Origin of the sequence: Cutibacterium avidum ATCC 25577, from assembly GCF_000227295.1 — a bacterium.
Classification (GTDB): Bacteria; Actinomycetota; Actinomycetes; order Propionibacteriales; family Propionibacteriaceae; genus Cutibacterium; species Cutibacterium avidum.
The window spans coordinates 201,705-226,266 of the sequence record NZ_JH165054.1; the positions used below are offsets into that span (position 1 = coordinate 201,705).

The window sequence follows — 24,562 nt, forward strand, 5'->3', positions numbered from 1 at the left end:
GCCGACGCCCACCTGGCTGGCCCCGCCCGGGGACGATCCCGACAGCCGCTGGGAGCGGTGGCTACCATCAAGGGTGTCAGCTGGCCATGTGTGAGAGGATCCCCGGACCGATGACGAACAAGAAGACCCCGACAAGTACTTCGAGACGCGCTGCGCTGCGAGCCCAGCAGGAAGCTCAGGCAGCTGCCCAGAAGCGTCGACGGATCATCGCCGTCATCGTCGGGGTCGTCGTGGCAGCCATCATTCTCGCCGTCATCCTCGGCATCAACCACAAGTCCGACGGCAGCGCCTCGTCAACACAGATCACCCCACCCTCGGCCACCAAGACCGGCGTGTACACCCTCAACCCGGACAAGGTGAAGAAGGACGCTCCCACCGTGACGGTCTACCAAGATTACCAGTGCCCCAAATGCAAGGCCGTTGAGGACGCGTTGGGCAAGCAGCTCAACGAGCTGTCCACCAGGGGAGAGATCAGGCTCCAATACCACACCATGACCTTCCTCGACCAGAGAATCGAGGGTGAGAACTCTCAGCGCGCTGCGATGGCAGCCGCCGCAGCAGACGTCGTCGGTAAGTACGAGGCCTACCACGATGCCGTCTACTCCCATCAGCCCAAGGAGGAGGGCGCCGGCTACACAGACGACCAGTTGCGCAAGGAATTCGCCTCCGAGGCCGGAATCACCGGTGCGAACCTCACCCGGTTCCAGCACATCTATGACACCCGTCAGACCGAACAATTCGTCAACGAGGCCAATGACAAGGGCCTTCACAAGATGCAAGACCTCGATGTTCCTGGAACTCCAGCCTTCGCGGTTAACGACAAGCTGTGGGAGGGGTGGGAGCAGCTCGGCAACAACCCCACTCCCGACGAGCTCCTCAAGGCCATCGACGCGGCCAAGTGACCTTCGGTACCAATGCGGACATCTGATCGCCCACGCCGACGGCAATTCGCCGTCCGCAGGGCGGATGACCCACAGATCGCGGCCAGGGAACCCAACTAGGATGGCAGCCATGGACTCTCAGCCGTCGTCGCGATCCGCCAAGGTCCGTGACTGGGTGGGCTTTCTGGCCCGGATCATCCTCGGTGGCACTCTTCTGGTCGCAGGGATCATCAAGGCGACCGACATCGACTCGACCATCTGGTCAGTTCGCACGTACCAGATCGTTCCGTGGGACTTCGCCCCCGTCGTGGGCTGGGCGATGCCGGTCCTCGAGATCATCGTCGGACTGATGCTCGTGTTCGGCATTGCGACGCGGTGGTCCGGGCTGCTCGGGACCCTGGCCATGGTCGTCTTCATCATCGGTATCTCGTCGGTGTGGGCTCGCCACATCTCCCTGGACTGCGGTTGCTTCGGAAACGGTGGGCCCGTCGAACGCAGCTGGGCCCACACCCAGCGCACCTATGCCCTGGACATCCTGCGTGATCTCGGCCTTGCGCTGTGCGGCGTCTGGCTGGTCGTGCGCCCCCGCACCGCCCTGTGCGTGGACCGCTGGATCAACAGCTGATACGCGAGCGGGATACGGCGGTGGTTGGCCGACCGGCTACCATCATGTGCGACACATCATTGATTGCATGAGGGGACCTCAACCGATGGCTGACAAGAAGTCAACCGCCAGCACCTCGAAGCGGGATGCCCTGCGCGCCCAGCAAGAGGCCCAGGAATCAGCGAAGAAACGTCGTCGGATCATCGGCGTCATTGCTGGAGTCGTCATTGTGGCGGCCGTCGTCGTCGCTGTCGTCCTTGGGCTCAACCACAAGTCCGACGACGTGCCGACCACCGGCCAGATCACTCCCCCCTCAGCCACCAAGGACGGCGTCTACACCTTGAACAAGGACAAGGCGAAGGACGGCGTTCCGACGGTGACGGTCTTCCAGGACTACCAGTGCCCGGCCTGCAAGGGAGCCGAGGATCTGCTCGGCAAGCCGCTCAATGATCTGTCCTCCAAGGGCGAGATCAAGCTGCAGTACCACACCCTGACCTTCCTGGATCGCAACCTGCGCAACGACTCCTCGTCCCGCGCCGCGATGGCGGCGGCTGCGGCCGATGTCGTCGGTAAGTACGAGGCCTACCACGACGTCGTCTACTCCCATCAGCCCAAGGAGGAGGGCGCCGGCTACACCGACGAGCAGCTGCGCAAGGAGTTCGCCTCCGAGGCCGGAATCACCGGCAAGGATCTGACGACCTTCCAGCGGGTCTACGACAACAAGCAGACCGAGCAATTCGTCAAGAATGGCAGTGACCAGGGCCTTCAGGAGCTGCAGAAGTTCGGCAGCGCTGGTACCCCGACCTTCCTCGTTGACGGCAAGCCGTGGGAGGGCTGGGGAGATTTCCAGGCCGTCCCCTCTGCCGACGAACTCCTCAAGGCCATCAAGAAGGCCCACTGATTGTGACCGGCCGCTGGCTCCCGGCGGCCGGTTGACCAGCCCAAATCCAGGCGGGTGGCGAACGCCGCTCGCCTGGCAACCTGTCCGAGTCGAACATTAGAGTTTGGAACATGACCTCACAGACCTCTGCGCCCTCATCCGCTACGTCCCCGACGCGTGGCGTCGTACCTGACAAGCCGGTCCTCGAGGGCCTCGAGAACAAGTGGGGTCAGGTCTGGGAGGACCAGCAGCTTTACGCCTTCGACGCCACCGCGGTGGACTCCCGTGACCAGGTGTTCTCGATCGACACCCCGCCTCCCACCGTCTCCGGACACCTGCACCCGGGTCACGTCTTCTCCTACACCCACACCGACACCGTCGCCCGCTACCAGCGGATGCGCGGCAAGAAGGTCTTCTACCCGATGGGTTGGGACGACAACGGTCTTCCGACCGAGCGACGCGTACAGAACTACTACGGTGTGCGCTGCGATCCCTCGCTCCCCTATGACCCGGACTTCACTCCGCCGGCCAAGCCCGACCCCAAGCATCAGGTCGCAATCAGCCGTCGGAACTTCGTCGAGCTGTGCGTCGAGCTGACTGCCGTCGACGAGAAGACCTTCCAGGACCTGTGGCGTTCGGTCGGTCTGTCGGTGGACTGGAACCAGCTCTACACGACGATTTCCCCGGAGTCCCAGCGGATCGCCCAGCTGGCCTTCCTGCGCAATCTGTCGCGCGGCGAGGCGTACATGAACGACGCCCCGACCCTGTGGGACGTCACCTTCTCCACGGCCGTCGCCCAGGCCGAGCTCGAGGCCCGCGACTACCCCGGCGCCTACCACCGGCTGGCCTTCCACCGCACCGACGGTCACGGTGACGTCTTCATCGAGACCACCCGACCCGAGCTGCTCGCCGCCTGTTGTGCCCTCATCGCCCACCCCGATGACGAGCGCTACCAGCACCTCTTCGGCACCACCGTCACCACTCCGCTGTACGGGGTCGAGGTCCCGGTCCTGGCTCACACCGCCGCCGAGATGGACAAGGGCGCCGGTATCGCCATGTGCTGTACCTTCGGTGACCTCACTGACGTCCAGTGGTGGCGTGAGCTGCAGCTGCCGACTCGTACCATCATTGGTCGCGACGGACGTGTCCTCGGTGAGACCCCGCAGTGGATCATCGACGCCGGCTCCGCCGACAGGTACGAGGCCATTGCCGGCAAGACCACCTTCACCGCCCGCAAGCTCGTCGTCGAGGCTCTGGTGGAGTCTGGCGAGATGGACGGTGAGCCCAAGCCCACCCAGCGCAAGGCGAACTTCTACGAGAAGGGCGACAAGCCGCTGGAGATCATCGGCACCCGTCAGTGGTACATCCGCAACGGCGGACGTGACGCCGGCCTGCGCGAGGCGCTGCTGGAGCGTGGCCGGGAACTCGAATGGGTGCCCGAGCACATGCGTCACCGGTACGAGAACTGGGTCGAGGGCCTCAACGGCGACTGGCTCATCAGCCGTCAGCGTTTCTTCGGCGTTCCTTTCCCGGTCTGGTACCCGCTGGACGCCGACGGCGAGCCCGATTACGACCACCCGTTGTTGCCCGAGGAGTCGGCCCTGCCAGTCGACCCGGCCTCCCAGGCACCGGCCGGCTACGAGGAGTCCCAACGTGGCGTTGCTGGCGGCTTCATCGGAGACCCGGACGTCATGGACACCTGGGCCACCTCCTCCCTGACCCCCCAGATCGTCACTGGCTGGGAGCGCGACGCCGACCTGTTCGCCAAGACCTTCCCCATGGACTTCGCCCCCGAGGCCCACGACATCATTCGTACCTGGGTGTTCTCGCGGGTGGTGCGGGCGCATCTGGAGAACGGCGTCCTGCCGTGGAAGCGCGCCGCCATCTCTGGCTTCGTCACCGACCCCGACCGCAAGAAGATGTCGAAGTCGAAGGGCAACACCGTCGTCCCGACCGAGATCATCGAGGAGTTCGGTGCCGACGCCGTGCGCTGGCGTGCTGCCATGGCCCGGCCCGGTATGGACTCCCCCTTCGACAAGGCCCAGATGAAGGTCGGTCGCCGTCTAGCCATGAAGATCCTCAACGCCTCGAAGTTCGTCCTGGGCTTCGGTGAGGGCGGTCAGGTCTCCGACATCACCAACCCGGCCGACCTGGCGATGCTCGCCGGGCTGCGCCAACTCGTCGTGGAGGCCACTGATGCCTTCGACAAGTTCAACTACACCACCGCCCTTGAGGTGTCCGAGCAGTTCTTCTGGACCTTCTGCGACGACTACCTCGAGCTGGTCAAGGAGCGCGCCTACGACTCCGAAGGGACCGACGAGGCCGGTGCCCTGAGCGCCCGGACGGCCCTGCGTCTGGCACTCGACGTCATGCTGCGTCTGTTCGCCCCGTTCCTGCCCTTCGTCACCGAGGAGGTCTGGAGCTGGTGGAAGGACGGATCGGTGCACACTTCGTCCTGGCCGACCGCCGACGAGGTGCCGGCTGACGGTGACGTCGACCTCATGACTGACGTCTCGGCCGCCTTGATCGAGCTGCGCGGTGTGAAGTCCACCCACAAGGTGCCGATGCGCACCCCGATCCTCTCGGCCCGAATCAGCGCCCCGGCGTCGGTCATCGCCAACCTCGAAGCCGTCAAATCGGATCTGACCAAGGTGTCCAAGACTGAGTCCTTCACCTTCGTCGAGGGCGGCGAAGAGTTGAGTCTCGACGCTGAGCTGGGTGAGCCCCCGGCCAAGCGCAAGAAGTGATCCCATGGACGATCGCCGGTGCCATCTTGGCGCCGGCGATCGTCGTTTTTGCGTCTCAGGGCCACACTGGCGCCTCGGCCCCAGAATCTGCCGGTGCGCCGTCATGGCCTGCGCCGCGACGCCATGGAACAGCACCCCGGCTTCCGATGCCGAACCTCATCACGGCCGTGGTGCTCTCGCATGGTCTGGCCCCGATCGTCACCCGGACGGCCTCCTCGGGCGCGAATGTGCGCAAGAGCCGCGTCGACCGGCAGACCCGAACCTGTCCTGATCCTGGCATGCGGTCCGCCACCGCCTCCCCTGACCTGTTCCTCCGGTCATCGCGGGTGTCGGAATCCGAACGCGGTAACTACGGGAGGTTTGCCGCGAGTTCCCTTACTGGCCGCACGCACCGCCTGTTCGCACGCCTGGAGCACGACTCGGCCCCCGCACCTGCTCAAGTGCGGGGGCCGAAGTGCGTTGAGATGATCAGCCGAAGACCGGTCCGGGGAACTCGGGCGGCGTCGAAGCCGGCTTCTCGTCGAGTTGCCGCAGACACTCGGCAATGGCCGCGTCGAGTTGGACGTCCTTCTCGGACTCCCAATCCTCCGGGGAGACGGTCACGACGATGTCGGGGTCGACGCCGTGGTTCTCCACTCCCCAGCCGTAGTTGCCGTACCAGCCGGCGTACCTGGGCTGAGTGACACCGGTACCGTCGACCAGATCGAACCGGCCGTCGATTCCAATGACGCCTCCCCACGACCTCTCACCAATGACCTTGGCGTATCCCATGGTCTGGGTCGCGGCAGAGACGATGTCACCGTCGGACCCGGCCCACTGGTTGGTGACCATGACGATCGGTCCGCGCACCGCGTTCTGCGGATAAGTGGTAGGGCTCTCGCACCAACGGCTGAAGTCCCATCCGACGACCTTGCGAGCCAACCTCTCGACGACCAGCTGGGAGGTGTGACCACCGTGGTTGAACCTCACGTCGGTGATGACGCCCTCATGGCTGGTCGCCTCGTTGATCTGACGGTGCAGCTCGGCCCAGCCGTCGGACACCATGTCCGGCACGTGCAGGTAGCCGAGTCGTCCGCCCGAGCGCTCCTCGACATAGCGGCGACGAGACGCCACCCAGTCGTGGTAGCGCAGCGGGGCCTCGTCGGCCATCGGCACGACGGCGACCTGCCGCTGATCCTCACCCCGGCGTACCATCAGCTCGACGACCCGTCCGGCGGATCCCTCCAGGAGCTCGCCAAGGGTGCCGTCAACGCCAACCTTGCGGCCATCCACCGCGACGACGACGTCACCGTCGGCCACTGCGACCCCAGCTGCCCGCAACGGGGACCAGGCGCGCGGGTCCGAGGACTCGCCGGGAACGACGCGGACGACCCTGGCCCCATCGCCCTCGCTGCTGACGTCCGCGCCCAGCAGACCCGCACGCATGTCGGGATCACCGGAAGCCCCCGCTGCAGAGACGTAGGAGTGCGAGGTGTTGAGCTCCGCGACGGTCTCCCACAGGATGTCGTGGAGGTCGTCGACGGCATGGCACAGATCAACGAGCGGACGGTACCGATTCAGCACGCCGGCCCAGTCGACGCCGTTCATGTCCTCACGCCAGTAGTGGCTGGCCATCAGGCGGCCATTCTCGTCGAACATCTGACGCCACTCGGCACGCGGATCAATGGTTCGACGCAGCCGGGACAGGTCGACGCGAATGTACGCCGGGTCGTCGTCGTCCACCTTGTGGGAGGAGGGAACGACGATGACGTCATCCTTGTAATGCACCACCAGACGCTCCCCGTCGCCGGAGACCGAGTAGGAGTCGACGTGCTCGCAGAGTTTGTCGAGGTGACGGTTGACGAGGTTGTAGTGCCACAACACGTCGCTGGGGACTTCCCCGCTGACACCGGCACGAGTAGCTCCGAGTTCGCCACCGCGATCGGCGATCTCGATCCAGACCAGGCCATCCTTGACCGCCGCCAGTCCGCGGTAGGAGCCCGAGGGCACCGGGAAGGGCACCATCCTCTCCTCGAAGCCATCAGCGGTGAGGTTGCAGACGACCTCGGGAGTCTTGTCGTCGTCATTGCCAGCCTCAGCGGTGGCCTTGGCCTTGGCGTCCTGGACCTCGCTGATCTGCCATCCCTGGGAGGACGGACCGAAGGGGGACACCTCGGTGGCGCTCAGCGGAACCAACCACGGACGCTGGGTGTGTCCGAAGGACAGGTCGAAGGTCTGGCCGTCGTAGTTCGGGTCAAAGGTGCGCGCCGAGAGCATGACGAGGTACTTGCCGTCGGCGGTGAAGACCGGGCATGAGTCGTCGAATGCACCGCGAGTGAGGGCGAAGGACTCCCCCATCCCCTGTTCGTCCCAGCAACGAATCTGACCGATCATGGCGTCTCCGGAGGCAACCGGTGAACGCCACACCAGATAGCGCGAGTCCGGGGACCACACCAGACCGCTGGCCTCGCCCTCCGGGGAATTCGCAATCTGGCGGACGGCATCGTCGGCCATGGTGACGATGAGGATGCGACCGTCATGGCTGACGAGGGCGACCTTCGTACCATCGGGGGCTGGTGCCATGTGCAGTACACGACCGATCTGCCCCTGCGCCACACGATGGACATCGCCGGTGCCGTCGAGATTGGCGATCTCGAGGCAGTCCTCTCCCTCGACGTCGCTGGCCCACACCCCCTGACCAGTCTGGCCAAGAACGCGCGGCTCACGGATCCTGACTCCGTCTGCTGCCGAAAGGGCTCGAGCCGGGCCGGAACGGTGGGTGAGGAAGTAGGCAGCTCCCCGCCACTCCAGCAGGGATCCGTCGCCGCCGTGGTCGGAGACGACGGCCTCCAGACGGTCGGTGGGGTCCAGTGGAACACGCTGGGGCGCTCCGACACCAAGATCGATCTCGAGACGCTGAGGCTCGGCGTCGAGGCCGGTCATTGCCCAGAGCGCACCGTGAGCGTGGTAGACGATCGTCCTTCCATCAGTACGAGGGTCGCGAACGTAACCCTGATCCTCGCTGTGATGGGTGTGCTGACGCAGGTCATGGCCCTGACCGTCGACCGACCAGATCTGGGCCTGGGAGCGCGGGCAGTCGTCTTCACTCATGTCGGAACTGAAGAGGAGTCGACCGTCGACCCAGCCAACTCCGTAACGTCCAGCGGCGGCGTAGCGACCGTCGTGGTCGTCGTTGCCGTCCCGCAGCACGCGCAGGAAGCTGCCCGCCCCGGCAGGACGCAGCCAGATCTGGGCGGCAGTGCCACCGCGATAGCGCTTCCAGCGCGAGCAGTCTCCGGAGTTCGGGGTGACGACGGCGACGGCACCGTCCGAGTTCACGGCCAGGTCCATTCCTGGCCCGTATCCAAGACGCTCGACGTGGCCGTTCAGGGAGACCGTGTACAGCCAGGACAGACCGATGTCATTGGTCTGATGCGGAGACGAGAACACCACGTGCTCGTCGTCCTGCCATCCCACCACGAGGTTGCGAGCAGCTCCCAGCCAGGTCAGCCGGCGCTGATCGCCCGTGGCCAGGTCGATGACGAAGACTTCGGGTCGCTGACCCAGGTAAGAGGTCCACGCAATCTTCGTGCCATTCGGACTGAAACGAGGATTACGGACCATGACGTGATCGCTGGTGAGCCGACTTGCCCGTCCTCCAAGGACGGGGACCAACCACAAGTCGTTGTCAGCAGTGAAAACCACGAGGTCACCGTGGACATCGGGGTATCGCAGATATCCGGTTGCCATAGGTGTCAGGGTACCGTTTTGTCAGGAAAGCAACAGGAGGAGTAACCCCCGTGGCAGGTACGCGAAAGTCCGCGAAGTCGAAGCTCGTCAAGACGGCCATAGCCGCCGGAACACCGCTGGCCAAGGACCTGTGGGATTCCATCAACACGGACGGCCGTGCCGAGGCATGGGCGAAATCAGGCTACGACAAGGCCCGTAAGTCGGCGACCTCGAAGACGGCGCTGGGACGGGTACAGCTCACCGTGGATCGCGTGCTGGAGTATGCCGACCGCTCGCCCAGCTCCAAGGCCCAGGAATGGCGCGACGAGGCCAACGACATCGCGTCCCGCATTCCGCTGGTCAAGGTGCAACGCGGCAAGGAACGCCGCAAGTCCGTCTCGAACCTGCAAAAACGGGCTGACAAGCTGCTTGCCGAGGTTCTCGACGAGCACTGAGGTCAGGCCGACAACCGTCCTCGCCCGTGCGCCAAGCTCGGTGCGGACAGGTACTGGCACTTCCCCTCCCCCGTGACGGCCTCGCGGGTCACGACAACGCGAGCGACGTCATCACGGGAGGGTACGTCGAACATGACGTCCATGAGGGTCTCCTCGATGATGGCCCGCAGACCGCGAGCACCGGTCCCCCCGGCCACGGCCTCGTCGGCTATCGCTTCCAGGGCGCTGTCGGTGAAGGTCAACTCGACGCCGTCGAGTTCGAAGAGCTTCTCGAACTGACGGGTCAGGGCGTTGCGCGGTTCGGTGAGGATACGCACCAAGGCGTGGCGATCCAGCGGATGAACGGCCGTGACCATGGGCAGGCGACCGATGAACTCCGGGATGAGCCCGAACTCGTGAAGGTCCTCCGGGCGGACCAGGCTCAAGGCCTCCGGCCCTTCGATGACGTCGCGAACTCCTGGATCGTTGTTGAACCCGAGCGGACGGGTGCCGATCCGCTTCGTGATGATGTCTTCCAGACCAGCGAAGGCGCCGCCCACGATGAAGAGGATGTTGGTGGTGTCGATCTGGATGAAGTCCTGCTGGGGATGCTTGCGTCCGCCTTGAGGAGGCACCGAGGCGACCGTCCCCTCGAGGATCTTCAGCAGAGCCTGCTGGACCCCCTCACCAGAGACGTCACGAGTGATCGACGGATTCTCCGACTTGCGAGCCACCTTGTCGATCTCGTCGATGTAGATGATTCCCCGCTCGGCACGCTTGACGTCGAAGTCAGCGGCCTGGAGCAGTTTGAGCAGGATGTTCTCGACGTCCTCACCGACGTAGCCGGCCTCGGTCAGAGCCGTGGCATCAGCCATCGCGAAGGGAACGTTGAGCTGACGAGCCATCGTCTGGGCGAGATAGGTCTTGCCGCAACCCGTCGGCCCGAGCATGAGGATATTCGACTTGCCGAGCTCCACCCCATCGTCCTCGGCGCGGCGGGCGTGCGGCACGTCGACCTCGGACTGAATTCGCTTGTAGTGGTTGTAGACAGCCACCGAGAGGGTGCGCTTGGCCTCCTCCTGCCCGATCACCCACGCGTCAAGGAACTCACACAGTTCACGAGGACGGGGCAGCTCGTCGAGGCCACCGACCTCCTCAGAGGAGGAGAACTCCTCCTCGATGATCTCGTTGCACAGATCGATGCACTCGTCACAGATGTAAACCCCGGGGCCAGCGATGAGCTTCTTGACCTGCTTCTGACTCTTTCCGCAGAAGGAACACTTGAAGAGGTCCCCGCTCTCACCAATCCGCGCCATCCGGCTCTCCTCCTTGTCGGCAGGCCAACATCGTCACGCCCCTCCGGGCGTTCGTTCCCCGAGCTGTGCGCCGTCCACCATAGTCGTGGACGGTATCTACCCCGTCGTTGTCGCCTCCCCGTGTTGGGTGACGACAACGAACCCTGCAGTGGCCCTCGAGACTCGAGGGCCACCACGCGCCGGACGAGAACTCGTCCGGCGACCTCACAGAGAGGTGAGAACGTCGTCGATCAGGCCGTACTCCTTGGCGCCCTGGGCGGTCAGGTACTTGTCGCGGTCGATGTCCTTGGACACCTGCTCAACGCTCTGACCGGTCGCATCAGCCAACATGCCCTCCATGAGCTTGCGGATGCGCTGAATCTCGTCGTCCAGGATCTCGATGTCGGTGGCCTGGCCATAGGTGGCCTGACCCATCGCCGGCTGATGGATGAGAATGGTCGAGTTCGGCAGGGACAGACGCTGTCCCTTCGCCCCGGCCGCCAGCAACACGGCCGCAGCCGAGGCCGCCATACCCAGACAGATCGTCTGAACATCGGGACGCACGTAGTTCATGGTGTCGTAGATCGCCGTCATCGCGGTGAAGGAGCCACCGGGCGAGTTGATGTACATGCTGATCTGGCGATCGGCATCCATCGACTGCAGGCACAGCAGCTGAGCCATCACGGCATTGGCGATGTCGTCGGTCACCGGGGTGCCGAGGAAGATGATGCGGTCCTCGAACAGCTTGGTGTATGGGTCGACACGACGCACGCCGTAAGAGGTGCGCTCCTCCCACTGCGGGATGTAGTAGTCGTTGCGCGGACCTGCCGGGGCCAGCCCACCGGGAGCAGCCTGCTCGGCCTGCTCGGCGTTCAAGGCGGCCAGCCGACTCCTGTCAAAGGCGTTGAATCCCATGGTCACCTCACTGATTGGGGGCGTCGCCGCGGAGCTGCGACGCGTTGCTGTAGACGTGGTCGATGAGCCCGTACTCAAGAGCCTCCTGAGCGGTGAACCAGTGGTCACGGTCGGAGTCCTCGAGGATTTGCTCCAGGGTGTGGCCGGAGTGATCGGCATTGAGCTGGGAGAGCTCCCGCTTGGTGTCCTTGAGCATCTTGGCGTTGATGGCGATCTCCGTGGCGGTACCGCCGACGCCACCCAACGGCTGATGCATGAGGATCTTGGCATGCGGCAGGGCGTACCTCTTGCCGGGGGTACCGGCAGTCAGCAGGAACTGGCCCATCGAGGCAGCCATACCCATCGTCACCGTGGCGACATCGTTGGAGATCCACTGCATGGTGTCGTAGATCGCCATTCCGCCGGTGACCGAGCCACCCGGGGAGTTGATGTACAGGTAGATGTCAGCCTCGGGATCCTCGGCGTTGAGCAGCAACATCTGGGCGCACAGCGCGTTGGCATTCTCGTCCTTGACCTCGGACCCAAGGAAGACGATGCGGTTGCGCAGCAGCGACTGGTAGACGTTGTCGGTCATCCCGGCACCGCCGGTCTCGGGGCCGGCCATGGCGGGCATGCCCTGGGAAGTGATCGAAGTGTTGTGATTCACGATTTTGAACCTACCTTGTGGGAACGACAGTTCCAGGGGCTTTCGCGTTCAGCGGTCCTCGACGAGGTCGGCATGCTCCTCGTCCGGGTTGTCCTCAAGACCCTCAGTAGGTCGGGAGGAGATGAGGGCATTGGCCCACCGGGCGCCCGGGTCGTGGTCGATGAGGGTCGCCTTGACGAGCAGCGAACACGGTAGAGCGATGAGGGTTCCCAGCGCACCGAAGACCCAGCCCCACAACAACAGGGAGACGAAGGACATCGTCGGAGTCAGGCCGACGGCGTCACCCGCGAACTTCGGCTGAATGATGGACTGGATGACGAAGTTGAGCACGGAGTAAGCGATGATCACAGCAAGTGCCGCAACCCAACCGTCGCCGAAGAGAGCCAGCAGGGCCGGCGGGATGACACCGATGATGAAGCCGATGTTCGGGATGTAGTTCGTCAGGAAGCTGAACAACGCCCACACCCCGGCAAGAGGGACACCGATGATGAGCAGGGCCGCCCAGTCGAAGAGCGCAACGATGAGACCGAACACCGTCGTGACGAGCCAGTACTTGCGAATACCGCTGGCAAAGGACTCGAGGGCGATGACGACGTCGGGTTTCCGCTTACCAGCCAGACGAAGACGATCGTGCATCTGCGGGGTGTCCATGACCATGAAGATCATGCCCGTCAGGGTGACGACGATCATCGTCACCACACTCGTGGTGTCCGAGGCCAAGGATGTCACGACCGACATCACCTGCTGAGGATCAATCTTCTTGAGTTTCTCGGTGATGACCTCTTGGGAGTAGCCGAGCTGCGTCGACCAGTTCAACAGCTGGGTGTAGGTCTTCTCCATCTGCGGGATGTAGCTCTGCAACTGGTTGATCATGGCCGCGACCGACCACACCATTCCAGCCAATCCCGCTGCCAACACGATGACGACGACGGTGCCGGCTGATGTGGCGGAAATCCACCTCGGGCACTTGTGCTTCACGAGCCAGGTGTGGATCGGGTAGGCCGTGATGAGCAGGTTCAGAGCGAAGAACAGCGGCGCAATGACGCTGGAGAGTTCGTGGAGGAAGCTCAGTCCTAGCCACGCTGCAGCCAGGGTGAGAAGGACGATCGTGACCTTGGGCAAACCGTGCTTGCTGGACGCAGCCTTGGCCTTCTCCTCGTCCTTGGGCTGAGGCTGAAGACCGGACTCAGCCGCCATCTTGGCGCTCGTCGCGCCATGGGCCGGCTGCTCCTCGAGCGTTGCTTCGTCGGTCTCGACCTCGCCGCGCTCGACAGCACGGGCCACCGCGATGTCGTCGGCCACCATCTGGCGCACATTGCGCAACTGACGGGTGGCGGGAGCAACGGAGATCCGGCGTCGAGGCCGTGGGGTGCGTGAGGGGCGTTTGCTCATCGGACTTCCTCAGGTTGACGTGAAGCCGGCGCCGCGCGGAAAACCCGCACGACGCCGGTCATCAACGGATCATGTCGATCCTAGGGGACTGCCGTCCCGGATCGTCACTCAGACTTGTCCTCCTTGGCCGCCGACTTGGTCGACTTGGCCGCAGTCGACTTCTTGGCGGCCGACTTCTTGGCAGCAGGCTTCTCGTCAGCCTTGTCCTTATCGGCGGGCTTCTTGGAGGTCGTCTTCTTGGCAGCGGGCTTCTTGGCCGGAGCCTTCTTCGCAGTGGGCTTCTTGGCAGCGGACTTCTTCTCGGCCTTGGCCTCCTCAGCGGAAGCCTCAGCCTTGCCTTCGGCCTCCTCGTCGGAGTTCTCGGTCTCCGCCGGCTTGTCGGCAATGGTGCCGTCGGGCTGGATGCGGTCGAGCTCGAGGGCCTCACCCTTCGAGTCCCTGACGGTGGCAGTACCGACCATCGAGGCCAGAGCCTTGCCACGACGGATCTCCTGCATCCAATCGGGCAGGTGGTTGTGCTGCATCATGTGCTGGGCCTCCTCCTCAGGGGAAGTTCCGTTCTGCTGAGCCTTGCGGAAGAGCAGTTCGGTTAGCTCATTCTGCTCGACGCCGATCTCGTCGTCGTCAGCCATCTTGTCGAGGACGACCTGAGCCTTGAGGGCGTCGAGGGAGCGCTTCTCGATCTCAGCCCAGAAGTCGTCGGCGTTGTCGGCCTCCTCCTCGGACTCCTCGAGATACTCCTCGACCGTCATACCAGCCTGGGTCAGCTGCTGGCTGACCTGCTGACGACGGGCCTCAAGCTCGGCGTCGACGAGGGCGGTCGGCAGCTCGATGTCAATCTTGGAGATGACCTCCTCGAGGACCTTGTCGCGAGCGTCGGCAGCCTGATCCAGACGGGCCATATTCTCGAGGGCGGTGCGCAGATCGGCACGCATCTCATCGACGGTGTCGAACTGGCTGACGAGCTGGGCGAAGTCATCGTCAACGGCCGGGAGCTCCTGCTCGCAGACCTTGGTGACGGTGACCTTGATGTCGGCCTCCTGACCGCGCAGCGGGCCACCGACGAGAGTGGAGTGGAAGTCGGCGGACTCGCCAGCCTTCAGACCGGTGACCGCCTCGTCGAGTCCCTCGAGCATGCCCTCGGAGCCGACCTTGTAAGTGACGCCGGAAGCGGTGGCGTCCTCCAAGGCCTCACCGTCGCGGGTGCCAGCCAGGTCGATGGTGACGAGGTCATCCTTGGCAGCAGCGCGCTCGACCTCAGTGTTGGTGGCGAAACGCTGGCGCAGGGTCTCGACGCGCTCGTCGACGTCCTCGTCAGGCACCTCGACGGCGGGCACCTCGACGGAGATGGCGGAGAGATCAGGCAGGTCGAACTCAGGACGGACGTCCACCTCTGCGGTGAACTCGACGACCTCGCCGTCCTCCAGCTTGGTCACCTTGATCTCGGGCTGACCAAGGGGAACGACCTTGTTCTCCTCGACGGCCTTGCCGTAAGCGGCAGGCAGCGCGTCGTTGATGGCCTCCTGAAGGACGACTCCGCGGCCGAAACGCTGGTCGATGACCGGAGCTGGCACCTTTCCCTTGCGGAAGCCGGGGACATTCACCTGGGCGGCAATGTCCTTGTAGGCCTTGTCAAGGCTGGGCTTCAGTTCATCGAAGGGCATCTCGATCGTGAGCTTCACACGGTTGGTGCTGAGCTTCTCAAGGGTGCTGGGCACGAAGTTTCTCCTGTGGTTCCGATTCTGTCGTCCCCGTTTCAGGGAACACACATTCCATCCGATTCTAGCGATGTGGTGGCATGCGAGCCAATGAGACGCCTTCGAGTTGATCTGATGGTCCGCTACCCGCGTTTTTCCAGTGTCACCACGCCCATGCCGACTATTCCCCTCGGCCGCACGCAGATTCTGGAATGATCCCGATGATGATTCGTCCGTGCATTCGTCCATGAGAGGAAGCCCGCCGTGACCACTGCATCCATCGAACTCCAGGACGCTCTCGCCACTCGTTTCCTGCGCTACAGCGCAATATCCAGTCAGAGTGACGCCTCCGCCACCGTCGTTCCCTCCTCGCAGGGGCAGTGGGAGTTTGCGCGGTTGCTGGCCGTGGAACTCGAGGATGCCGGGGTCGAGAACATTCATCTCAGCGACACCTGCGTGCTGACGGCACGGATCCCATCAACCCTGCCTGATGGCACGAAGGCGCCGACAATCGGCTTTTGCACCCACCTCGACACCGCCGACTCCGGCCTCAGCCCAGACGTCCACGCCCGGATCATCGAACACACCGGTGGGGACATCCACCTGGGTGGTGACCAGTGGATCCGCCGTGAGGAACACCCAGAGATCGACGCCTACGTGGGCCAACGCATCCTGGTGACCGACGGAACCAGCGTGCTGGGGGCCGACGACAAGGCTGGTGTGGCGTCGGTGATGGAGGCTGTCGTCACATTGATGGCCGATCCGCGGCCCCATCCGGAGGTGTACCTCTCCTTCGTACCCGATGAGGAGATCGGACTGCGCGGAATACGGACGATGGACCTCGAGCGATTCCCGGTCGACTGGGCGTACACCCTGGACTGCTGCGAGCTCGGTGAGGTGGTCGAGGCCACCTTCAACGCCGCCTACGCGACGGTGGTGATCGAGGGAGTTGCAGCCCATCCGATGAGCGCATTTGGCGTTCTGGTCAATCCCATCCTCGTTGCCCACGACCTCATCGGGAGGTTCGACCCGGCCCAGACTCCGGAGTGCACCAAGGAACGCGAGGGCTACATCTGGGTCGACGCCATCCACGGCGACCAGTCGGCGACGACAGTTGATCTGAACATCCGTGACCACGACCGCGCCCGTTTCGAGGAGCGCAAGGACGAGATTCGACATGTCGTCGAGCAGGTGCGCGCAGCTCATCCTCGGGCGCGGATCGACGTCACCTTCGAGGACGTCTATGCCAATCTCGAGGACTCCAAGACCCCCGACAACGCGATCGCTGCCCAACGATTGCTCGAAGCCATGTCGACCGTGGGAGTCGAGCCCATCCACCGGTCAATGCGTGGTGGGACCGACGGCTCCTGGCTGTCCACCCAAGGCATCTTCACCCCGAATTTCTTCACCGGCGCCCACAATTTCCATTCCCGATGCGAATTCCTGCCGCTGCCGAGTCTGGAACGCAGCCATCAGGTCGTCATGGAGCTGATGCGGGGAGCCTCGTGCTGACAAAAGAAATTCGCCCCGAGCCAGACAGCTCGGGGCGATCAGCGAGCGGATGACGGGAATCGAACCCGCGTAGCCAGTTTGGAAGACTGGGGCTCTACCATTGAGCTACATCCGCATGTCCCCAACGGGACCCCGACAGCATACATGGATTGACCGTTGACGTCACATCCGTCGTGGCACGGTAGGTCGGAACGTCCTGAACTCGTCCGCTCGTCACCCAGATATCAACCTTTCGGACCATGTCCACAGCTGATTCCCATGATGTGATGGCCTCATGACACCGTTGAAGAAGCTTGCAACCTGCGCGGCGACCTGGTTGGTCATTGGCCTGGTCGGCGGAGTGTTCTACCGCGAGTTCACCAAGGCCCACGATTTCACCGGCTGGACCCAGCTCAAGGTGGTGCACACCCACAGCCTGGCGCTGGGCTTCATACTGACCCTCATCGTGCTGCTCCTGGAGCGAGCTTTCACCCTGTCGGCACACCGGGGCGCCTTCGCCACCTATTTCTGGGGATTCAACCTCGGTCTCCTGCTGACCATCGCGATGCTCGTGGTGCACGGCATCATGCAGGTCAATGGCAGCACTGACGTCTCCCCTGCCATCTCCGGCATGGCCGGCCTCGGGCACATTGGCCTTTCTGTCGGCCTCGTCGGGCTCATGGTGGCCCTGTTCAAATCGATTTCAGCTACCAACCGTCAGGTTGATCAGCAGGCCTGATCTCTCCACGTCTCCACGGCGACGGCGCATTCCTCGGGGTGCGCCGTTTGTCGTGGAGCCGGTCGTGAACCGTTCTGTCGGGTCTTCCACGCGCCAGCCTCTCGTAGCAGCCCGTCAACGTGGGTCCGCCAACAGCACATGGACCATTCACTCAGTCGAACAGATCTCCCCTTGTCACAGCGGCCGTGGAGAAATCACCAGAGCCGTTCATCGTGCTCTGGATAGGGCCATACCCGCTGCACAAAACGTTGTGACAAGGGTGAACAGGGTCGGGGCGACAGGACTCGAACCTGCGGTCTCCTGCTCCCAAAGCAGGCGCGCTAGCCACTACGCTACGCCCCGTCTCATCACGTCCATCGCAACGAGAACGTCGACAGCTTAGTGGAACACCCCGTCGCTCGGCCAATGAGACACCTCTCCAACGCCAATTCCGTTACTTCGACACCGATCGGATGGCGTCGGCGATGACTTCAGGGCGATCCAACATCATGAGGTGATGGGAGTTCTCAACGACGACCAACTTCGCGCCGAGCATCGGGGCCAGACGTTCGTGAAGCTCCAGCTCCTGTTCCTGACCCGAATACACCGCTGACAGCAGCACCGTGGGCAGCCCCGGCCATGGATGGTCTGAACGAACGGCCATGAGGTCCCACGCCTGCCGGTCGTAGCCAATCCACTCAGCTACCGCCATCGCCATGGCGTCAGGACTTCCGTAAACCCGGTACAGCCGATGCTCGTGGAATTGGTGCCACACCAACTTCCCGGACCTCATCGTCTGTGCCACCACGCCAACGGCAAAAGCGGCGCGGCCCAACGAACCCACTACCGAATCCATCACTTTGTGGACGGCCTTGGGTAGCGCAATGCTGTGTTCGCGCGGAGGATGAGTCGGCCATTCCACCGACGGGTCCACGAGTATGATTCCGGCGACGACGTCAGGATGGATACGGGTGAAGGCCTCGGCATGGAAAGCCGCCATGGAGTGGGCGACGAGAATGACCTTCCGTGGTTCCTTGGTGTCCCAATGCCCTTGAATGACCCCGACCAAGTCCCTCAGGCTGGCGACCTCTTCGTCGAGGTCCGGATAGCGTCCGGGCCATAGCGTTCCACCGAGCCCTGGTCTGTCATAGGTGATGACGTCGAGGTCCTGCAAACGATCTACCACCGGTTTCCAGAAGTCGCTCGACGCCGCGGCGCCAGCCATGAGGAGGATGACCGGGTCGTCGACATTGTGATCGGGCCCTTCACCATCGTCGTAGACAACTCGAATTGGCCGTCCGCCCAGCTCCCGAACCGATGTCAAGGCGTCGTGGGCAGAGTCAAGAACCTTGTGACCGCACCCGTTGGAACAGCTGGCCTCAGCATTCTCACTCATGACAACCCCCTGTCTCACACCACACTTGTCTGGACCCTCACGAGATGCGCGGACGCACCAGTGGAAAGGCAATCGTCTCGCGAATTGATGCATTCGTCAGCATCATCACCAAACGGTCCAGGCCCATGCCCATCCCGCCCGATGGCGGCATGGCGTATTCGAGAGCCTCCAGGAAGTCCTCGTCGAGTTCCATGGCCTCCGGATCACCACCGGCTGCCAGCAATGACTGGGCGGTGAACCGCTCGCGCTGGATCACGGGATCGACGAGCTCGGTGTAGGCGGTACCCACCTCAGACCCGAAGATGATGAGGTCCCACTTCTCGGCCAGGCGCGGATCGTCACGATGCTGACGGGTCAGCGGGGAGACATCGGTCGGGAAGTCACAGAAGAAGGTCGGCTCGACGGTGACGTGCTCGCTCAGGTGTTCGTGCAGCTCGAGGACGACGTCACCGCGGCTCCACTTCGGCATCGTCGCAATACCAAGCTTGTTGGCGTATTCGAGGAGTTTCTCCTTGGGGGTGTCGGCGGTGACCTCCTCCCCCAGTCCTCGCGAGATTCCCTCGTTGACGGTGATGACGTGCCAGTCGTCTGCCAGGTCGATTTCGTGCTCAACGCCTTTGCGGTCGCACCCCCGAATCACGGTGCCACCGATGGCGTTGCGCGCCGCTGCCAGGATCATCGCGCGCGTGAGATGACGCATTTGCACGTAGTCGCCATATGCCTGATAGGCCTCCAACATCGTGAACTCGGGGTTGTGCGTGGCGTCAGCTCCCTCGTTACGGAAGTTCCGGCCGATCTCAAAGACTCGTCCAGCTCCGCCAACCATGAGCCTCTTGAGGTACAGCTCCGGGGCAATGCGCAGGTAAAGGTCCAGATCGTAAGCGTTGATGTGGGTGCGGAACGGCCGGGCATTCGCGCCACCATGGATCGTCTGCAGAATCGGGGTTTCGACCTCGATGTAATCGTGACTCAGCAGGGTTTCTCGCACCGCACGAATGGCGTTCGAGCGAGCTCTCAACTGATCACGAGCGCCCGGGTTGACGATGAGATCGAGGTAACGCTGTCGAACCTTCGCCTCAGGGTCGTTGAATCCTGACCGCCGCGACGGCAATGGTCGCAGGGACTTCGCCGCCAACTGCCACGACGCCGTCTCCAAACTCAGCGTTCCATTGTGGGAAGCCCCCACGGTCCCGGATGCCACGAGGTGGTCTCCCAGAGACACCGCATGCCGGAATTCCCGAAGCCTGTCGGCTCCCAGCGAGTCACGCTCCATCACCAACTGGCAGGACCCGGTCCAGTCGAACAGATCGACGAAGATGACACCGCCGTGATCGCGGCAGGCATCGATCCGCCCGGAGACCGTCATCTCCTGACCGGTCAGCTCGACGATGACGTCGCCAGGACGGTGATCGGGCTTGCAGTCGGGAGGGTATGCCTCCACCCCGGACTCGAGGAGCCGCTCACGCGTGGCCATTCGGACACGAACCTGCTCCGGGAGCCGCCGCTGAAGAAGGGCAGGAGTGCGTTCCTCAGCCAGAAATTCCGCGATCTCGGGGTGACCACTAATCGAGTAAATTGGCTGCGGCGGCGGCTCCACCGGGTAGATCCAACTCGGAATGTCGAGCTGGCCCTCGGCAATACCCATCGCCAGACCGACCTGCGCCAGGTCAGAGGTATCGGTGAAGTTGAGGTAGCGGGTCTGCCAGCTCGGCTTGTACTTGACGTTGGAGCGGTAGAGCTGCTCGATCTGGAACCACTTCGACGCAACGAGCACGAGCCAGCGGTTGAGACGACGCACCGGGGAGGCACCGACGCGGGCCCCCTCCTCGATCGCCTCGCGAAAGACCGCGAAGTTCATCGACACACGCCTGATACCAATCTCCGGCCCGGCAGCCATGAGACCGGCGACCATGAGCTCGGTGACTCCGTTGTCGGCTCCGTCCAGGTCACGACGCATGACGTCCAGGGACAATCCGTCATTGCCCCAAGGAGTGAAGGAGAGAATTCCTGCCGTCTGGCCAGCACGCGGACCACCGTCGGGGTACAGCGCCTCCACCATGACGCATCGCCCGTCGAGCGGATCTCCCAGACGGGAAAGAGCCATTGAAAACCCTCGCTCGTCACCATTCTGACGCCATTTGTCAGTGAGGTCGATGAGCCCCTGAAGCTCCTGCGGGTCGATGTCCTCATGACGACGCACTCGGGTGGTGTACCCCATTGCGCGCAACTTGGTGACGGTATGGCGGACCGGCTTGAGGTCGGGATCATCGAGGCTGAACGCGGCGGGAGAGATAATGGCCTCGTCGCCGATGCGCATGGCCTTGAGTCCGGCCTGAGTCCATGCCGTCGCACCTTCCTCAGAAGTGCCGATGACGGCCGGAACCCAACCATAGGTGTGAGCGACGTCAAGGAATGCCTCAATGGCACCGGGCCACTGATCCACTGGGCCGACGGGATCTCCCGAGGCCAGTGCGACCCCTGCTTCGGTTCGATAGCACACTGCCGCATGGCTGTTTCGCGAGAACACGACGGCCTTGTCACGGCGCAGTGCGAAATAGCCGAGGGAGTCGGCCGGATTTTCCTCGAGGAGCCGACGCAGGCGCAGCTCATCGGACAGGCTCATCATGGCGATATTGCGCTGAGATCGCAGCATGACGACAAGGGCGGCCACCAGCACGAGGGCGAGAAGGAAGGAGATCACTTCCTGCACCCAGTGCGGGGACGTGGGAGCAGGTGCAACTTCGACACCATTTCCGCGAATGATCCGACCGACGATGCGCACCAACCGGTTACGAGGCCCTCCGACACCGCCGGTCAGGGAGACCAGCAACCAGCCAATGAAGCCGGTCGCCAACAGCCCGCCAATGAGGACGGCGATGGCCTTGCCGAGATTGGTCCGAACTGTGTGTGCCGCAAAGTCCTTTCGATGAGTCAGCAGGGCGACGAGGATCCAGCCGACTGAGAAGACGTTGAACAGATACCCCGCGAGATCGAGGTCATTGAAGGTGTCCGTCGGGCCACCCATGATGACCTCGGCAACAACAACGACGAAAAACGTAACCGCCACAAGCCACATCAGCCCGAAGAGAATGATGCTCACCCACCAGGCGAATCTCTTGCGCCTCGACAGCGCATCCGCCAGCACCACCAGGACGACGGCCCCCGCCCAACCGAAGCCGTCGATCGGGAAGATGAACACCGAGAACAGGTTGTTCGCGACTCCAACCCACGTCGTGCGGCTGAATACCAGGCGCAGCACGATGAGGAGGACGGCAACATTCATCAATCGCGGTATGACGACAACCGGCATCGACCTCGGATTCGGGGTCGACTGCGAACCGGATCGCGTCCGGGCTGTCGTTGCTGCTCGCGTCTCAGGTACGAAATGGGACGAAGTCACGTCCCAACTGTGCCACGTGCCGCGGACACAACCAGAACCTCACTCGCTGCACAGCCGTTCTTGCCTACTGAAAATGGCACAACCGAGGCAAAATGAGACTTTTCCAACGGATTCATGATCCTGACAAATCTCGTTTCGGCGACATCACCATGTCAGGAGAGCCAGATCCTCGTCGTCCAGATGCTCGCTGACGAGGAGGCGTCGCAACGTCCGCTGGCGCAATTCCCCCACCCGGGGCGAGCCGAACGAACTCGTCAGCTCCTCTGGCCACACCGTCGTCATGGCATGGGCGAGCGCGGCCCGGCGTCTGGAGACGCGGTGGCCCTGCGCGTAAAGAGGCCCGCCAGGAACGGTCGGGAGGAAAGCTCCCAGCTCCCACACGGCCTCGTCGGCATCCCGGCTCGCGCACCTGCCGGTCCAAATGGCCCTCTCGGCACGTACCAGCGGGTCTTCTCCCTCGCCAGAGACGACATTGACCCACACGTGTTCGGGCACCAACGTCGCCAGCTCGGCCGAGGCGATACAGCGGGACATGAACGTTCCCGGTTCGTCCAATGACAATTCCCACAACCGGCGCAATCCCTCGTCGCGCAGTTCGGGATCACTCATGCGATGTCCCAGCCTGAATGCTGCACAGCAGGTGAGAAGCCGAGCAACGTGGTCATCGGCAGAACCGAACGGCCGTGACAAGACATTCTCGAGGCCCTCGGCAGCCATCTCCAGAGCGGAAAATGGCGCGACCCTCATACCAACTGCGCTCATGAGGAGCCACATCTGTGGTCCAGTGACGGTACGTGGGTCAAAACCGGAAAGAATCTCGTCGACCCGTGCGCCCACAGCCGTAGCCAGATCGGGTGACCAACCGATCAACACTCGGGTGGCTCCCCTGGACTCATGAATTGCCAGGTCGTGCGCCCCCACCGGCAGCGGGCCAATCGTCTCGCTGGTGTGTTCGGCACCATCGACGAGAATGCCCGCATCGGGGGTGTGACACTCCATCTCTTCGGGCTGATCGACAATGGTCTCGGCTGGCAACCACGCAGGAAGGGAGCTCAGCGCCTCCCCGATGTCGTCCGTGAGCCGACCACGCCACAACGCCATCCGGGAATTGCCCGGAGCCAGGGCAATCTCGCTGCCAAGCAGGCTGACACCCTCGTCCACCGCGCATGAATCACCCATGTCTTGCCGCCAAACCATGAGTGCCGGATGCTCGTCGCGGCATGTTCTGGTGACGACGAGGCCGTGAGCCCCAGCCGCCCACACAGCAGCAGGGAGCGGATCGTCAGGGATCCAGATCGGACCGGGAACCGTCATTTCCGCAGTGTCGACGCCAGGAGGCATGGTGATTCCGGCAACGAGCTCGACCTCGTCGGATTGGCGTAGCCGGGCGGACAGCACCGCCCCGCACGGGTGGGTCCACATCCACGAAGAATCGTCGGCGGACTCCTGGCATGACACCAGGGTCCACGGCTGACCGACGCTGATGTGGCTCATACTGACCTCCAGACCTGACTCAACCGTCAGTGATGCCGACGTTGGCACCGTGGGCACCAGAACAGGTGACGCCCTCCCTGTGCGACCATCTTCACCGGCGTGTTGCACACCAGACATGGCTGGTTCTCTCGTCGGTAGACGTAGACCTCGCCACCGTGGCGATCAACACGGGGCGGTCGCCCCATCGCCTCCGGGGTGTGCTCTGGCTGGACGGTATCAATGCGTCCTGCCTCGACCCCGGCGCGCATGAGCATGACCAGATCATCCCACATTGCCCGCCATGTCGAGTGGGAAATCTGCTTGCCAGGGGTCGCCGGATCGATCCGATGCCGGAAGAGGACCTCGGCTCGGTAGATGTTGCCAACCCCCGCTGCAATCTTCTGGTCCAACAACAGGTCGCTGATCCGGCGGGAGGACCGTCGCACCTTGTGCCAGGCAATCTCGGGGTCTGCGTCGTCACGAATGGGGTCTGGGCCGATCGTGGCCGCGACCGCCGCCCAGTCATCGTCATTGATGAGTTCGCAGGTCTGGGGCCCGCGCAGGTTCGCAGCCGTGACGCCGTCGGTAATGCGCAATCTGACTTGTCCGACCACCGGAACTGATGGTCCCACCGCAAGCTTCCCGATGAGCCCCAGGTGGATGTGGAGCAGGTGGTCGTCACGATGATTGTCGAAATCGATGACGAGATGCTTGCCCCATGCCTGGGCCGACGCCAGTACCGTTCCGTCGAGCATGGCTGCGGACTCGGCAAAACGGCCTTGTGGCGAGGTGACCTCGACCGGTTCTCCGGCGAAGGCGGTACCGATGGCGTTGGCAAGACGATGGATGACGTGGCCTTCGGGCACAGACGGTTGTCCTCTCGAG

Annotated in this window: 17 protein-coding genes and 2 tRNA genes; 7 read left to right on the top strand and 12 right to left on the bottom strand. The window is 63.4% G+C overall.

The genetic code is table 11. From position 1 onward, the window contains the following. Positions 1-110 precede the first annotated feature (110 nt). The 4 genes from HMPREF9153_RS00925 (at position 111) to valS (ending at position 5,112) form a co-directional block, all read left to right on the top strand. Positions 111-902: a DsbA family protein gene (locus HMPREF9153_RS00925; protein ID WP_036901346.1), complete on the top strand. Its 792-nt coding sequence runs from the start codon at positions 111-113 to the stop codon at positions 900-902. A 100-nt stretch (positions 903-1,002) separates the two neighbouring features. Next, on the top strand, positions 1,003-1,506 hold the full coding sequence (locus HMPREF9153_RS00930) for a DoxX family protein (protein WP_004808759.1): 504 nt from the start codon (positions 1,003-1,005) through the stop codon (positions 1,504-1,506). Positions 1,507-1,591: 85 nt separating this feature from the next. Beyond that, a complete protein-coding gene (locus tag HMPREF9153_RS00935) occupies positions 1,592-2,386 on the top strand; it encodes a DsbA family protein (protein WP_004808760.1) in 795 nt (264 codons plus the stop codon). A 110-nt stretch (positions 2,387-2,496) separates the two neighbouring features. Beyond that, the gene (gene valS / locus HMPREF9153_RS00940; protein ID WP_004808761.1) at positions 2,497-5,112 is read left to right on the top strand and encodes a valine--tRNA ligase; all 2,616 of its coding nucleotides are present in this window, start codon (positions 2,497-2,499) and stop codon (positions 5,110-5,112) included. A 468-nt stretch (positions 5,113-5,580) separates the two neighbouring features. On the opposite strand, the gene HMPREF9153_RS00945 is transcribed toward valS, so the two are convergent. After that, positions 5,581-8,841, bottom strand: coding sequence for a S41 family peptidase (locus HMPREF9153_RS00945; RefSeq protein ID WP_004808762.1), 3,261 nt, complete (start codon positions 8,839-8,841; stop codon positions 5,581-5,583). 50 nt (positions 8,842-8,891) lie between these two features. Here HMPREF9153_RS00945 and HMPREF9153_RS00950 point away from each other — a divergent pair, with 50 nt between their 5' ends. Continuing rightward, positions 8,892-9,275 carry a hypothetical protein gene (locus tag HMPREF9153_RS00950; protein WP_004808763.1) on the top strand — a complete coding sequence of 128 codons (384 nt, stop codon included), beginning with the start codon at positions 8,892-8,894 and terminating at the stop codon, positions 9,273-9,275. Positions 9,276-9,277: 2 nt separating this feature from the next. Here HMPREF9153_RS00950 and clpX read toward each other — a convergent pair whose 3' ends face one another. The 5 genes from clpX to tig form a co-directional block, all read right to left on the bottom strand. Then, positions 9,278-10,570 carry an ATP-dependent Clp protease ATP-binding subunit ClpX gene (gene clpX / locus HMPREF9153_RS00955; RefSeq protein WP_004808764.1) on the bottom strand — a complete coding sequence of 431 codons (1,293 nt, stop codon included), beginning with the start codon at positions 10,568-10,570 and terminating at the stop codon, positions 9,278-9,280. Positions 10,571-10,774: 204 nt separating this feature from the next. Beyond that, a complete protein-coding gene (locus HMPREF9153_RS00960) occupies positions 10,775-11,464 on the bottom strand; it encodes an ATP-dependent Clp protease proteolytic subunit (RefSeq protein WP_004808765.1) in 690 nt (229 codons plus the stop codon). Positions 11,465-11,471: 7 nt separating this feature from the next. Continuing rightward, positions 11,472-12,077 (bottom strand): ClpP family protease, encoded by a 606-nt coding sequence (locus HMPREF9153_RS00965; protein ID WP_002516946.1) that lies wholly within the window; start codon positions 12,075-12,077, stop codon positions 11,472-11,474. A gap of 81 nt (positions 12,078-12,158) precedes the next feature. Then, on the bottom strand, positions 12,159-13,415 hold the full coding sequence (locus tag HMPREF9153_RS00970) for an AI-2E family transporter (RefSeq protein ID WP_036979901.1): 1,257 nt from the start codon (positions 13,413-13,415) through the stop codon (positions 12,159-12,161). Positions 13,416-13,606: 191 nt separating this feature from the next. Next, positions 13,607-15,220 (bottom strand): trigger factor, encoded by a 1,614-nt coding sequence (gene tig / locus HMPREF9153_RS00975; protein ID WP_004808768.1) that lies wholly within the window; start codon positions 15,218-15,220, stop codon positions 13,607-13,609. A gap of 243 nt (positions 15,221-15,463) precedes the next feature. Here tig and HMPREF9153_RS00980 point away from each other — a divergent pair, with 243 nt between their 5' ends. Further along, on the top strand, positions 15,464-16,711 hold the full coding sequence (locus HMPREF9153_RS00980; RefSeq protein WP_004808770.1) for a peptidase T: 1,248 nt from the start codon (positions 15,464-15,466) through the stop codon (positions 16,709-16,711). Between the two features lie 44 nt (positions 16,712-16,755). On the opposite strand, the gene HMPREF9153_RS00985 is transcribed toward HMPREF9153_RS00980, so the two are convergent. Then, positions 16,756-16,826 (bottom strand) — tRNA-Gly (locus tag HMPREF9153_RS00985). 159 nt (positions 16,827-16,985) lie between these two features. Between HMPREF9153_RS00985 and HMPREF9153_RS00990 the strand changes: the two genes are divergently transcribed. Further along, a complete protein-coding gene (locus HMPREF9153_RS00990) occupies positions 16,986-17,429 on the top strand; it encodes a DUF2871 domain-containing protein (RefSeq protein WP_004808771.1) in 444 nt (147 codons plus the stop codon). 269 nt (positions 17,430-17,698) lie between these two features. Here HMPREF9153_RS00990 and HMPREF9153_RS00995 read toward each other — a convergent pair. The 5 genes from HMPREF9153_RS00995 to HMPREF9153_RS01015 form a co-directional block, all read right to left on the bottom strand. Beyond that, a tRNA-Pro gene (locus tag HMPREF9153_RS00995) sits at positions 17,699-17,771 on the bottom strand. 91 nt (positions 17,772-17,862) lie between these two features. Then, positions 17,863-18,804, bottom strand: a complete 942-nt coding sequence (locus HMPREF9153_RS01000; RefSeq protein ID WP_004808772.1) for an alpha/beta fold hydrolase — start codon at positions 18,802-18,804, stop codon at positions 17,863-17,865. Between the two features lie 37 nt (positions 18,805-18,841). Beyond that, entirely contained in the window at positions 18,842-22,087 is a 3,246-nt protein-coding gene (gene lysX, locus HMPREF9153_RS01005) for a bifunctional lysylphosphatidylglycerol synthetase/lysine--tRNA ligase LysX (protein ID WP_036979514.1), read from the bottom strand. Between the two features lie 261 nt (positions 22,088-22,348). Further along, positions 22,349-23,626, bottom strand: a complete 1,278-nt coding sequence (locus HMPREF9153_RS01010) for a hypothetical protein (protein WP_036979905.1) — start codon at positions 23,624-23,626, stop codon at positions 22,349-22,351. A 98-nt stretch (positions 23,627-23,724) separates the two neighbouring features. Beyond that, positions 23,725-24,543, bottom strand: coding sequence for an Fpg/Nei family DNA glycosylase (locus tag HMPREF9153_RS01015; protein ID WP_004808775.1), 819 nt, complete (start codon positions 24,541-24,543; stop codon positions 23,725-23,727). Between the last annotated feature and the right edge of the window lie 19 nt (positions 24,544-24,562).

What these genes read in the sequence shown, in the direction of transcription:
- HMPREF9153_RS00935 (WP_004808760.1), top strand. Translation starts at nt 1,592, where the DNA reads ATGGCTGACAAGAAGTCAACCGCCAGCACCTCGAAGCGGGATGCCCTG.
- HMPREF9153_RS00930 (WP_004808759.1), top strand. Translation starts at nt 1,003, where the DNA reads ATGGCAGCCATGGACTCTCAGCCGTCGTCGCGATCCGCCAAGGTCCGT.
- HMPREF9153_RS00945 (WP_004808762.1), bottom strand. Translation starts at nt 8,841, where the DNA reads ATGGCAACCGGATATCTGCGATACCCCGATGTCCACGGTGACCTCGTG.
- HMPREF9153_RS01000 (WP_004808772.1), bottom strand. Translation starts at nt 18,804, where the DNA reads ATGAGTGAGAATGCTGAGGCCAGCTGTTCCAACGGGTGCGGTCACAAG.
- lysX (WP_036979514.1), bottom strand. Translation starts at nt 22,087, where the DNA reads ATGAATGTTGCCGTCCTCCTCATCGTGCTGCGCCTGGTATTCAGCCGC.
- HMPREF9153_RS00990 (WP_004808771.1), top strand. Translation starts at nt 16,986, where the DNA reads ATGACACCGTTGAAGAAGCTTGCAACCTGCGCGGCGACCTGGTTGGTC.
- valS (WP_004808761.1), top strand. Translation starts at nt 2,497, where the DNA reads ATGACCTCACAGACCTCTGCGCCCTCATCCGCTACGTCCCCGACGCGT.
- HMPREF9153_RS00965 (WP_002516946.1), bottom strand. Translation starts at nt 12,077, where the DNA reads ATGCCCGCCATGGCCGGCCCCGAGACCGGCGGTGCCGGGATGACCGAC.
- HMPREF9153_RS00960 (WP_004808765.1), bottom strand. Translation starts at nt 11,464, where the DNA reads ATGGGATTCAACGCCTTTGACAGGAGTCGGCTGGCCGCCTTGAACGCC.
- HMPREF9153_RS00970 (WP_036979901.1), bottom strand. Translation starts at nt 13,415, where the DNA reads ATGGTGGCCGACGACATCGCGGTGGCCCGTGCTGTCGAGCGCGGCGAG.
- HMPREF9153_RS01010 (WP_036979905.1), bottom strand. Translation starts at nt 23,626, where the DNA reads ATGTGGACCCACCCGTGCGGGGCGGTGCTGTCCGCCCGGCTACGCCAA.
- HMPREF9153_RS00925 (WP_036901346.1), top strand. Translation starts at nt 111, where the DNA reads ATGACGAACAAGAAGACCCCGACAAGTACTTCGAGACGCGCTGCGCTG.
- clpX (WP_004808764.1), bottom strand. Translation starts at nt 10,570, where the DNA reads ATGGCGCGGATTGGTGAGAGCGGGGACCTCTTCAAGTGTTCCTTCTGC.